Source organism: Bacteroides sp. AF32-8BH, from assembly GCF_003435205.1.
In the GTDB taxonomy this organism is placed as follows: Bacteria; Bacteroidota; Bacteroidia; order Bacteroidales; family Bacteroidaceae; genus Bacteroides; species Bacteroides ovatus.
Genome location: NZ_QVLZ01000076.1, coordinates 1,461 through 14,814, shown reverse-complemented (window position 1 = coordinate 14,814; position 13,354 = coordinate 1,461). Strand labels below are relative to the sequence as shown.

Annotated in this window: 8 protein-coding genes and 2 pseudogenes; all 10 read right to left on the bottom strand. The window is 35.9% G+C overall.

What is annotated here, in order from left to right:
• Positions 1 to 301: 301 nt before the first annotated feature.
• The gene (locus tag DWZ47_RS29195; RefSeq protein WP_233525135.1) at positions 302 to 1,489 is read right to left on the bottom strand and encodes a clostripain-related cysteine peptidase; all 1,188 of its coding nucleotides are present in this window, start codon (positions 1,487 to 1,489) and stop codon (positions 302 to 304) included.
• Between the two features lie 399 nt (positions 1,490 to 1,888).
• Positions 1,889 to 2,905, bottom strand: a complete 1,017-nt coding sequence (locus DWZ47_RS29190; protein WP_004313753.1) for a hypothetical protein — start codon at positions 2,903 to 2,905, stop codon at positions 1,889 to 1,891.
• Between the two features lie 35 nt (positions 2,906 to 2,940).
• Positions 2,941 to 5,280, bottom strand: coding sequence for a TonB-dependent receptor (locus DWZ47_RS29185; protein WP_004318683.1), 2,340 nt, complete (start codon positions 5,278 to 5,280; stop codon positions 2,941 to 2,943).
• A 73-nt stretch (positions 5,281 to 5,353) separates the two neighbouring features.
• Positions 5,354 to 5,719 carry a hypothetical protein gene (locus tag DWZ47_RS31205; RefSeq protein WP_008017067.1) on the bottom strand — a complete coding sequence of 122 codons (366 nt, stop codon included), beginning with the start codon at positions 5,717 to 5,719 and terminating at the stop codon, positions 5,354 to 5,356.
• Positions 5,720 to 6,005: 286 nt separating this feature from the next.
• A pseudogene (locus DWZ47_RS30800) lies at positions 6,006 to 6,305 on the bottom strand (hypothetical protein); the annotation flags it as partial.
• A gap of 204 nt (positions 6,306 to 6,509) precedes the next feature.
• Positions 6,510 to 7,913 carry a hypothetical protein gene (locus tag DWZ47_RS29170; RefSeq protein ID WP_004318688.1) on the bottom strand — a complete coding sequence of 468 codons (1,404 nt, stop codon included), beginning with the start codon at positions 7,911 to 7,913 and terminating at the stop codon, positions 6,510 to 6,512.
• Positions 7,913 to 8,350 (bottom strand): copper resistance protein NlpE, encoded by a 438-nt coding sequence (locus DWZ47_RS29165; protein ID WP_004318689.1) that lies wholly within the window; start codon positions 8,348 to 8,350, stop codon positions 7,913 to 7,915. The genes DWZ47_RS29170 and DWZ47_RS29165 overlap by 1 nt, the downstream gene beginning before the upstream one ends.
• Before the next feature lie 151 nt (positions 8,351 to 8,501).
• The gene (locus tag DWZ47_RS29160; RefSeq protein ID WP_004318691.1) at positions 8,502 to 9,086 is read right to left on the bottom strand and encodes a pilus assembly protein N-terminal domain-containing protein; all 585 of its coding nucleotides are present in this window, start codon (positions 9,084 to 9,086) and stop codon (positions 8,502 to 8,504) included.
• Positions 9,087 to 11,876: 2,790 nt separating this feature from the next.
• Positions 11,877 to 12,818: a SecDF P1 head subdomain-containing protein gene (locus tag DWZ47_RS29150; RefSeq protein ID WP_004311519.1), complete on the bottom strand. Its 942-nt coding sequence runs from the start codon at positions 12,816 to 12,818 to the stop codon at positions 11,877 to 11,879.
• 299 nt (positions 12,819 to 13,117) lie between these two features.
• Positions 13,118 to 13,354: pseudogene (locus DWZ47_RS31200) on the bottom strand (hypothetical protein); the annotation flags it as partial.

Here is a 13,354-nt window from a genome sequence, read left to right as displayed (position 1 = left end):
TCCCTGTTATAACAACCTGTAAAATAGAGAATAGCTGATAGTCCAATTATAATTTTATATTTCATATTGCGAATATTAGGAGTAACAAACACATTTCGATGCGGAAAGCTTTTATTAGAAGAAATATAATTATTATTACATTCTTTGTATCTCAACAGAAACCATAAATACTTTTTTTGCATGATTCCCTGCATGATAGTTCTCAATTCCTATATATACCATTTCCAAAAACAGACAATAACCAAAAAGTTATAAAATATGCAGGCTTGGGAGTTTAGTATTCTTCATCTTATTATCAACTTTAATTATGCGCTGCTTTATACCATAATGTATTTTCTTTCAGCACAGTCATAGGATTGTCACTCGGATCGGATGTTGTTATACCGGAAAATGTATTGATAGGAATAATACCTTTGGCCATAGTGTAGAAATTTTTTGTATGGGTTTTATATGGAACAAGATGATTTAGCTGCTCTCTAAATTGGTTTAATAATATAGGATCGTTACAGAGTGAGGTTATATAATCTGCAAAATCATAAAATATTACAGGAGTATAACCATCTAAACGTTGGATTGTTCCCCTCAGGGATTTGTCAAAAGAATATTTACTATTGATACCTTTTATGATGGCTGCCATATTCTCCAGTTCTGAACAGTCCGTTACTGCTAATGTCCCACAAGGCATTATTTCATAGGTTGAATAAAAATTGTAAAATTCTTCACATCCCGATTGATAATCGGGATTCCCCAGTAAATATTCCCCAATAGCGGCATAAGGCATTCCGTATGCCATCATCTCACTGGTAGAACCAATCAAATATTTTGTAACATCCTTTAATTCATAGGCAACCTCTATAGATGACATATAACAGTCATCAAATAGAATATATTCCATTTTCATGCCTGCATTAGCAATACCGGAGGCTAGAGATTTTATATCTGTTTGGTATTCGGCGGTCAGTCCTCCAAAATAACGTGTCAATGGAACACCCTGATATTCCCAATGCATTTTCATGTGAGGTGCGGAACGCACTTTCATCTCATAAACAGGAAGCCATCCCATACCGTGACATCCTATAATCATGGTATAAACAGAAGCCGGAGCAAATGCCTTTACATCATTTAAAATTGCTGTTATCCCATCGATTGTCGTAAAAGGCGGAGACTTATATTTTTTAAGTATTTCACGTTTACATCTCCCGTGAGAAGACACAATTTCAAACATCATGGCCTCCGTACTACCGGTAGAAATAAAAACAATTACTTTCTCATTGTTCAGCCCTATTTTCGTTATACATTTTTCCAGGTCAGATATGTTATTATAAAAATAGTTCGTCAAATTTGAGGACCATGGCAAATACATGAATAATGTTTTCCGGTTGGCTTCTATCTTTTGATTTTCCTCCTTCTCGCATGAAGAAAAAAGTAAAATTCCTCCCAATAAAAAGATAATGCTAACCTTTACGTAGATTTTTTTCGTTGTTTTCATCCTGCAAATTGTCCAATAACTCATTATTACTTTTTTATTATAGCCTTCCATTGTAAAATCTCTATTTTATCTTAAATGTGAATTGTAAATAACCATTTCCTGATATTCATAGAATCAAATCCTCTTATAATCTTACAATATTATGACTCATTATCTCACAATATATTGAATATTCTAATAAACAGCATGAATTTAATCGTTTATAACACGAGATGATTTTCTTTTCAATGCCCTATGGCAGTTCTCATTGGAGACACTGCCGAATGGCACTTGTTTCCGTTTCATTCTTGCAAAAAAAGATGAAACGGTTTAACAGGAACAACTGCCTGTTGAAACAATACCGGCACCAATGTCACAACAGGCAGTTTTATGGTTACTTATGGCAGTCCAAACCGATTTTCAAAGCCAAATCGCTCCGGCTTCCACATCCCCTGACTTATAAGTGTAAATTATAAACTCTTCAAGCGCTTCTTTCCATGTAAGATTGAAGGTTCCCATAATTGAATGTATGGCACGATTACTTTTTTCATCAAGCCCGTCTTCTTCCACCCCTTCGGGGTTCGTGTCTTCGTCTACCCCCACAGTCTCTTCACGGCTCCAGAACACCACTACCGGAATGTTTAGGTTGATATCCCATGTACCACGCTGGATCAATATTCCGGAAGGTTTATAGAACGGATCAAAAGTACCTGTTTCCGGATTGCCCTTGGATTTGTAGCCGTGATAAAGACGAATTTTCAGGTCGAATTCCTTACGGTCTTTCAAAAAACGGATAACTCCTTTCAAACCTATCGGGTTACTGTCTCCTGTTATTTCAGCTTCTTTGCTATGTTTGGTCTTGTCCCAGGGGGTAGTGTCCACATAAAGATAATCCACCAATTTCTGCGGTTCATTGTCATCGGCTTCCGGCTGACCGTCAAATGTGGGTTTTACATTTTCAGGCGTGAAGAAATGTTGATGAATATTATCCTGCCCGTTTTCTATAAACTGGCTGTTCATCAAATCTCCTTTGGCGTTATAGTAATAGATGAACATCAAATAAACGGGAGCCGGGGTGTATTTCCCATAAGTATAGTAGTCTCCATTTTTCTGCACGTAGAACTTGCTTTGACTGCCTTCGGCAAGCCTCCAACCCTTGCCGGCTTTCAGCTCATAAGTTATTTCCTGAATACGTTTCATGTGCTTGGCCGGAGATTCCGGATTCTGGTGAGGTCCACCGACTTTCTGTATTTCATTCCAGTCTGCATGCAGGTGACATTCCACAAGACGGATAGTCATTTTGGAAGGATCTTCATGCAATTTATTATCTGTCTCATTTTCAGGAATTACAGGATCTTTACTGCATGAATTGAACAACAACGAAAGAGCTGTTCCTATCAGGAACATCAATGCGATTTTACATACATTTGTTTTCATTTTTTATTTATTTGGTTAATAATAATTGTTATAAATCAAAAACTCCAGTTCACTACACAACGTACATCAGATCCCATGTCATGTGCATAGTAGCGTGAACGGTTAGTGTATTCTTTATATTCTTTGTTCAAGATATTGTCTGCCGCTATCATGAATTGTAGTTTGTATCCGTATTTTACAGGACACTCAAAGCTAGCAGCGAACCCCAAGAGGTGGTATGCCGGAGGGGTATAGGGAATAAGATCCGTATTCGAGTCAAACCGGGTCTGTTTTGCCACGAATCGATGTCTGATACTCAAACGTAATTTGGAATGCGATTTGGTTTCGTGAAGCCATGAGAGGTCATGGCTGAAACGGGAAGAGGGGATATAAGGAAGGTAATTTCCTGTCGTCTGTTCATTTGCCCGTATAAAAGAAGCAATCAGGTGATAATCCCATGAATTTATGGGCATGAAGTGAAAGTCAAAATCCATTCCGCGAAAGAAAGCCGGGGTCTGTTTGTATTGGAATACAGGGTATACCCCCGAAATAACAGTGATGGTTTCTTTCTTCGGTTCATCATAGATATAGCCGCTTATCCATTGCAGGTAACCGTCCATTCGGGCACTGAATACCTTATTGCTGTAACTGATGGAAGATATCCATTTATAGCTCCTTTCGGAGTGCATGGTAGAATCTCCTTTGACAAACATTCCGGATCCGAGTTCATTTCCGTTGCTATATAATTCATACACGTGAGGAGCTCTCCAGGCCAGCCCGAAATTAGTGGTGAGCTTCCATTGGTCAGAGAAATGATGATGACCTCCCAGACTGTATGATACGTTATTGAACTTTCTTGTTCCTCCATAGAGACTTCCTGTCCAGTCATAACCACTGGCACGGGTTTCCTGTCCGTCAAAACGAATACCTGCTTCAATTCCTCCTTTACTGTAATTATACTTCCCGATACCATATATTCCCATCTGTGTCTCCGTATAGTTGGGAATAACGGGAACAATACCTGTTCCTGCCTGACTGTGATTATCAATGAACATAATTTGTCCCCCAACCTCTGTTTGCCATGAATTATAATTCAATTTCCAGCAGAGAGAGTTTTGTAATGAGTTTAAGTGCAGGGAAACAGCTGGAATGTCGGAACCCAGACGCCGGATGCGGTTTTCCTGTCGGTCGTCCTTCTGCCAGGAACTTTGCCAGTAAAGATTTCCTGCGTTCCGCATACTGAACTTCATTTTACCAATGGCTGTCTGATGGGTAACTTTTTGATATGGGTATGCGATACTTCGCGTGAAAGGATCTGTGTACAGGGGACGTCCCAATCGGATACGTTCTGCCAGCAGATCTTCACTTCCCATCTGGGCACTGAACATTACTCCCGTCCGGTTGTAAAAGTGACTGTAGAATCCTTCTATTCTTAAACGTCCACGGTCATAGCCGAGTAAAGCGGAGGTATGATGTTCTCTGGCTCCAGTGTTATTTAGAAGATAGTTTGCGGTGGAACGGTCTCCGGAATTTGAATATGTCCCCTGTACTCGCCAGGCAAGGTCACGGAGAAAAGGGAAAGTGCCTTCCAACTGTCCGGTCAGCACATAACGGTGACCATTACTTCCATAAAGTATGGAAGTCTTTCCTTTCAAGGCCTTCTTCCGGAAGGGTAAGGGAGCCTGTTCCATGACAATAATTCCTCCCAAAGCTTCTGAACCATATCGTACCGCGTCAGAACCTTTTATCACCCGAATGGAAGCGTTTCCGTTCATATCCACTTCAGGAGCATGATCAACTCCCCATTGTTGGCCTGTCTGGCGGGAACCATTGTTTATGATTAATATCCGGTTGCCATACATTCCTTGGATGACAGGTTTGGCAACTGTCGTCCCCGTACTGATGGAACTTACGCCACTGACCTGTTCAAGCAGAGAGGTGAGAGAAGTTCCCAATGCGCGATTGATTGCGAAGGAAGTAAGGTTGTTGCTTACCGTATTCCGAGTCACTCCGGAGCACTCACCGGTAATAATGACTTCTTCCAGAATTTTTATCTCCGGATAAAGATATACTGTTTGAATATTCACCTTTTTGAATGCCTCACTCAAATATATATATTGAGATTTGTAGCCCAAACTCTGTACAAGAACTGTATCCTTGGAATTTGTCTTCCAAGGGATAATGATTCTTCCTCCGGTTGAACTGGCAAGGGGTTGATTCTCCAATAAGATGTAAGCTCCTTCAATCGGACGTCCGGTTTCCTTATCTACAACCAACAGTGTCCTATGTGTATCTGATTGCTGTCGGTATTTCTGTGCATACATCCTTGTAGGAGATATTGCACACAGCCAGACAATGAATAGACACACATATTGGAAATATGCATGAAATGTCATACTTTACGAAAATTGTAATGAAGTTATAAATTGTTTAAGATAACCAAAGGGCACAGCATCCCTCTTTCACATGTCATCTTATAATGCATGCAACCCATGAGAGGGATTGTAATAGTTGGACAGGAGGAGCGCGGAGAGACAATAGGGGAAAAGTAACAGTAATGTCCTTCTCCTTTTGGATAAGATATTCAACGGGGTTCTCTGTCTGAACGCAATTGTACTCAAAGCTCTCGGCTTCGGTAAATGAAGATAAAGTGAACAGGCAGATAGCACATTTATCGGCAGAATCATGATGGGAAGATTGTTGCTCATCATGAGATATACATAAATCTTCTTTGTGAACATGAAAGGCTTTCACAAAGAAGAAAGGCATCATAGTCAGCAACAATAAGCATGCCACTATGGCTCTGTATTTCCGCTTTTTTCTTGCATTATCCATTAGGTTGTAAAGATAGCAGATTGCATAATTGTACGCAATACCTATAAATGATGATTTTACGATCAAGTACGATTAAATATATTGTCCCGATTATTTTGATATGGGAATCAAATAAATCGACACATCGTTACCGGCTGTATGATAACAGGCTATAATAAATCTTCCTATTTTTATTCCTGTTCATATTGGAGGGCCTGTGTAAGATGCCCCCTAAAACCAAAATGATTCTTCTCCCAGAAAATATTCAGTAATGATCTCTTGATAAGTTTTGACCGATGAGCATTATTATTTTAAAATCAAGTACTTCGATTCTCATATAATTGTTTTTAAATTCGTTTAAAATTGAACGGTGTCCAATTGTTACGATAATACTTCAGTTCACGTTGATATTTCGAGGACGCAAAGTACGGCTCATTCCCAAAGCATAAGAGAAAGGATTGATGTCGAAATCGCGTTCAAATGTTCCGGTTACCATATTCTTTCTTTGCGGAAGTGTACCTGGAAAGTTTTGGTTACGCCAATTTCCTTGTACAGATATGCCAGCTTTTATCTTGTCTTCATTCCAATAGAAAGATTTTTTTATATTTATTGGTCGAGAGAGGCTACTACTACCCTCCTGAAGTTAGTAAACGGAATCATTTTTTACTTCCTCTTTTTTTCTTATTGTTGTGCATTAATAAATAAAGCTCTTGCAAGAAAAAAAAGGAATATTTTTGTCTTAGATATCATTGTGAATTTCAATTTAAATATAAACACAATATTGGACCGGATCAATTTGTCACAAATCATTTTATAACGAAGAAGGTATGTGTATGGACATATTAAAAAGAATAGCGTCACTCGTCAATACCAAATCATTAGCACCAATCATTTGAAAAACAATATACAAAAAACGCTTTCCGCCAATCTCCTTTAATTGGGCGGAGTTAAGTTCAAATCTTACATTATCCAAATATATATCCTTTACAGAAGAAAAGAGACCATTCAAGACGTTCTTGCTCCATTTATTCTTTTCCCATTGCAATGAATCATGATCCTTAATTACAAATTCCACATACTGTATCCATCTATCTATAGAATTGGAAAACTTATTTTTCACATCACCATAATTACTATTCTTAAGTTTATTTTTCACAAACTCATGCAAATCCGGTGTTGAGTAGGCTATCAACTCATTCTTCAATTCACTTAAGGGTTTAAAACCGGTGAATATTTTATCAAATTCTGCAAGCAACAAGCCACCATTACCCTTTGCATACATGCTTAAATGTAGTGTAAGCATGTTGCCTGTGTCGCTTTTTTCTTTCAGAGTTGTACTGATTTCCACAGCATACGCACTTTCATCATATGAAAAAATGTGACCATTAAATAGAGATGGATTTTCATATATCCCTCTCATATACTTCTGTTTTATAAAATCTGTATTTACAGTAACCTTTCCTTCATAATATTTATTCTTGTCAAACAGAAGTGATATTCTTTTTTTAGACCTACTATTATTGTACCTAAGATAGAAAGAAAGCTGATTTTGCTCATATTTTATATCTTCAAGAACCGTCTTCTCAAGATCTTCCAGAGTAAAAAGATATTTTTCTCCCCCTACATTTATAGAATAAAAGTCCACTAACCGGCCTAAATTCTCAATTGTAAACATGTTCACTTTATGTAATCTGTAAAAGCTATCAAAATCAAGCTTTGCATAATAATCAGCATTTGCTTTCCACTCAGCTTGTGCACCATTAACCATTTGATAATCGTCAGGTTTGCTCACAAAGCCGGTAAAAGTGAATTCATTCTTAAAAGGTGAACCATTTACCGTGCCTGTAACATATAGCACAAATGAGCCTTTTTGATAATCTTTCCTTTTCACTACAGCCTCAGTTATTTTTATCATTTTCCCGTTTATCTGCAGCGTCTCTTTCTGTGCTTCAACAAGTCCTAACGCAACATTTATATCTCTAGACATATCAAATCTAAAATAAGCTGCAACATCCTCTTTAGCCACAGCGGGAACTGATCCGGATTGTTCACTATGAGATTCTTCCTGTTGCCTGGGATGTCGATTCCGGGATTCAATCGGATCATTCTCACCACAAGCAACTAATAACATTATACAGACAAGAAATAATAGGCACCTTTTTATGTTAAAATTTCCTACCTTAAACAAATCACATGTCCTATCACACATAAACATTACTGTCTTTTCAATATATATTGTGCTGCGAGCCGCCCGCTATTGTTGAAGATTTCCGTACTGTCAGACAAGACCACTGCGTCGTCGAGAACTTTATAATATGTTTTGGCACCCGATGAAGGAGTAACCAGTTCAATGATGTTTTCGCCTATCATATTATATACACCGCTCTCTTCAAAAATACCATTCTCCTCACCCAGATACTCACTCCGCAAATCATAAGTTGCATCACTATTAATTTTCAATGTCGTTTTGATGCCACCACAGTCGGCACAAGGTAATATGCCTTCATAGGTGCCATAACAATCTTTGTTTTTGCTATCCACTACTCCGGCAGCACTATTTTCTTGTTGTTTATATTTCTTCCCAGATCCAACACAGCCTGATGTTACTATTATCATGGCTGCTACCAATAAATGCAATTTAATCAATTTCATAATTTAAAATATTTAACATATAATTTGAAGTTAATTATAACTCGCAAGATCATTATATACAAAGACTTATTGTAAATGCATAGCAGTATATAACGAAATTATCTTCGTCTCACTCGCTATGCATTACAATAAAATTAGAAAAAAAAGAAAACTATTTAACCGTCACATTGATAGTTCCCGTTTTCTTATCCTTATCTGTAACTGTAATAGTAGTTTTTCCTGCCTTAACTCCTCTTATGTTGACTTTATTTTCCTTGACTGATACCGTAGCAATATTGACATCTTTCGCAACGGCAGAATATGGCTGTGCACCACCTTTTACTGTTACTATACCATCTTTTCCAACACTCACAGTAATAGATTGTTTATCAAAATCCAGTCCTTTTGGAGTTTTTGGGGTCTCTTTTACAGTTCTTACAGTTACAGCAACTTTTCCTGTAACTCCCTTCCGGTCCGTAATAGTTATCATTGCTGAACCATCTTTTACACCGGTAATTACAATCGCATTTTTATCTGATTTCGCAACTGCGATTTTTGCATCACTTGATTTCGTCGTATATGGTGCAGTACCATTACTAACAGACACAGTAACCGTTTTACCAACTGCAACTTCTACTTTATTAGGACTGATTTTTAAATTGGGCTTATCATCATCCTTATCACATGATACCAATACAAAAGAAGTTAAGCAACAAATCACTAATGCCATCGATTTTAAAAAAGGTTTAGTTTTCATTTTTGATAAATTTAAATTAATAGATAAAATGCTAATGAGTACTCATAAATAAAAAAGTCAGATTTTTCTTACTTTTTCTTTGCCAGCAAAAATAATAAAGCGAAATTGTATTTGAATTATAAAATGATTTTAAAAATCTAACACCTCAATTCATATACATCTAACAATCAACACCTTAGTGTTATGAAACATTATTTTATCTCACATTGAACTAACATCTGTTCGAAAAGCATAAAAAAACAATATTATTCCAATATCAAACTTAAAAAAATATGTTTCACATTGCTAATTCTGATTATATGGTCAATCTTCATAATAGAGTGATACACTATTATAACACCGACTGTTACAGTATCCCTAACAGTGTTTGAAAAAGACCCTTTTTATGATATTTCACAAATACCATATATTCCCTATAATATTATTCTTAATTAGTGAATGAGCCATTCAAAGTAAAAATTGAATGTATTTTTAGCATATTCTATAAAAATCAAGAAAGGATGGCCAATTCAAAAAGTATTTTATCCAACAAACGGAACATTCTTTTTACAAGTTGAAGGTGGTATCACTCAACTATAATTGTGGATGATCAAAAACGTGTGTTCAAACCATACACAATAAATCTTCTATAGCACAAGATTTCTTGAACAGCAAGAGATAGGTACTCGCAAGTCCACGACAAAACGTTTTCCGAGGGGATACTGACGAACTTAAGGATATTGAAATGAGGTACCATACAAAAGTCGGTTGTTGTCACCAATATTATCTTAAAATAACTCATCTACAAAAGCTATGTGTTGTGACATCGTATTGTTAAAAAAACATTGTCATAAACGTCTGACGTCTCTTGATAGATTTACTTTTAGAGGGTATCATATAGCTATCTTCCATATCGTTTCGAGTCGCTTTCTGTACTCATTTGATATCATTCAGGCCATACTCTTGAACATTCACTCATGCAATAGGGGCACTTAAGTTCTAATAAATAGATTATCTCGCTAGCAGTCTCATCTCTCACCACACAGCTAGATTTATTATAAAGTTAAATTCAATGCTCGTGCAAACGGCTGTTTGTTCTGATTTAATGTACTCTTTGTTTGAAGGCACAAAGATATAATGAGTATCTAATATTCAAATAAACTTTGTTTTAAGACTTTTTATGACACAAACAAATACGAATGATTTGAAAAATAAATTGATTCTCTTTCATAAGATGTTCTTTCCTATAAGTTAATAAAAAAAACACTTTATATAATTTTTTTTCTCTTCATTTTTTCGAAAAGCCCCAGTCTTCCATTTTTTATAGAATATCATTTACATATTCCTATTTTTTCCATCCATGCATTATATACCTCATTTTTAGGTGAAGTTCACCCACTCTCTCCTCTTATTTTAGTCAGATTATGCTGCCGTTCTTTTTTTTTCTTCGTGACCTTTTCAATCATACATACCGCATTGAACGTATGTACTCCAAAGAAAATCCAAAATATTTCCACTTCCCTGTTTCTGGCTTTTTATTCTGGTCTGTAAATAATATTATTTCTACATTTTAAAACTTCCTTTCAATCTGGTAGCACTTTCATGGCTGAGTTCTGACCATCAAATCTTACGAAATGGAGCAATTTAGATAGCTCAGACCTTGTACTTAAAGAAGTGTTTTGTAAAACTTTTTAAATTGATATTATTAGTGTAGCTTGAATCCGCAGCAAGTACCTTAATCCTAACTTTGATCAGTTGTTGTAAATGAATACAGTCTTTCAAATGTATTACTTCGTTAAAAGCCGTAAAGGAGATATGTTCTATAAAGGAGATTTCATCTATCTGTATACTGTTGACTTTGCCTCCGAATTAAACGGATTTGTTTTTTCTTGCCTTAATAATAGTCTGGAGGGACTAAATATTAAGGAAATTTGCTAATTACTGACGAATCACATTAACGATTTAGGATTGGTTAGTGAATGAAGAGGGGCAATCTGAACACCACTAAATAACTGGTAACGAATATTACTAGTTAAATATTTAATCAGTTATGAATATGAAAAGTTGATATAGGACTTCAAGACTACCAAGGCCATTTTATTTTCAGGAGAAAAAAATAACTTTTACCCCCCCCAAAAAAAAAGGAGAGGATGTCAAGCATCTGTTGGGTTATTCCCAAGAAAGTGAACAGAGTATGGAAGCTGCTGATTTATTCGTTACAACTTTGACGATAATTTTTAAGCATATCGAGCGGTGTAAAATCTACCTAAACAAAACACGATTTCTTTTATATCTTTATCGTGTATTTTTATTTTAGATTTTCATCGGTTGGATTTAACCGATTGAAGAATAAACTTTTAGCAGAGTATTTGAGAAATAGAGGTAACGAATTAGCAACCGTGCAAATTTCAGCGATTTGCGGTGCTATGTTGTCAAATAACTCTTTGTAAATACAAATAAAATATTTAGTACAATTTTGAAGACATCATTAATAACCTTATTTATATCCATACACCTTTGGTTTGTTTCCCTATATTTATTGATAATCTTTTATTCACATATTTGGTAAATATTTCAATCTACGTAGATTTTATAACTAATAGAGTATAAACAATACAAGCTATTCCAACAAATAAAGCTACGGCAGAGCATTTGGTAAATATTGTATCTTTATTTTTAATACCATACATAAGCCCAATAATAGCACATAAAGGAATACCGACAGGAATAATCGTCAGAAACCAAATGAGTATTTTATGATACCCATTGCTGTTAATACTTTGTTTTTCAAATTACTCATAGCTACCATTCTCATTGCTTGTTACTCTTCGCATCTCTTTCTTTATTCATCAACCGCCAAATAGCTTTCTGATATTTCAACTTGGCGAACATCTCGTCATCTTGGTTATCTATCTTTAAGGTCATTACCCGAATACTTGGGGCAGTGGGATATCGGCTTCTCACTATATCATCCACTAGAAACCCGCATAGTCCGGTAGCCGGTTCTGTAAACAAGAAACCTTGAAACATGAGATTAATATAGTCTGCATTTTCGCAAAGATACGCCTTGTACCTCTTATATGTATCCAACTTCATATAATCTTCTGCACGGCTGCTGAAATTTGGCTTGGCAATTTCTTCGCATAAGGCAGATTCTAATTTGCTGTAGGTGGCAGTATCTAAATCTCCCCACCAATAATGATCTTCGGGATTGACCGACATATCCACCCATTCAGAAGCCTCCCAGTAGTCTATCGCAAACACAATTGAATCGGCTTTCTCTTTGGATGAGTAATAGATGGAATCTTTCTCCCAACCTTTGAATATACTTTCAATAGAATCTATTTTCTCTTTCCTAATTTTATTATATATGTTTTTTAAATCGTAGCCATGAGGTAACGATATTTGAAAAACACCGTTTTCAATTCTTGCATTCACCTTTGGATTTGTGATTACCGTATCGTCAAGTACAAAAGCTATATGTTTGCCAATTGCCTTTTCTGTTTCTTTTGCCCATTTTTTTAGTTTATGCTTGCTTATTTGCCCCACAATTACGCATGTCCCATTTTCATCAGAATCCATTCGTAACGAAACAAAATCTTTTACTGTTACAATAGACTCTTTAGCAATACTGTCTTTTTGCTGTGATAGGATGTGATACCATCCATTCTCATAGTGGGTTTTATGTATTTGATTACAGGAAGCGAAATAAGCAATTAAAATAAGTATTCCGAATAAATTCTTTTTTTGCATGTTCTTATATAATAAAAAAATAAACTGTTATCTGTTCCTGAATTGTATCCGTCAGATATATTTAAAGCATTATGTTTCAAATTAGCTACTTCTCCAAATATATAAGCAAAAGTAGATTGTTTGCCTTTTTAAGAAGACTGTTCAAATCTGTTTTGATATTGTTTTTCTTGATCACAACTTATAAGATGGATTGTGTATAGTTATTTCATCTCGCCAAGCATATTCCTTGTTTTATCCATATAATTACTGAAATGCGCCTTTACCTGTCAAAAATATATTACCGTAAATAATGTACCGTTTTATCCCAAAAGATTTAAAAACAGTTCTTTATTTACTATTTTTGCAGATTTGATACGTGATTTGAGCCGTGATTTTCGAGCATATACGTTAGCCACCGTATCCTTCATGAATAAGCTAATTACTTGTGGTGAGAATCCTACAAAAATATAGCATAACAGCCTGGTGTCAGAAGTTTTCATGGTCGGAAAATCTTCCTTGAGCTTGTACATGGCATTGTCATGACAAGTGTTTACGAT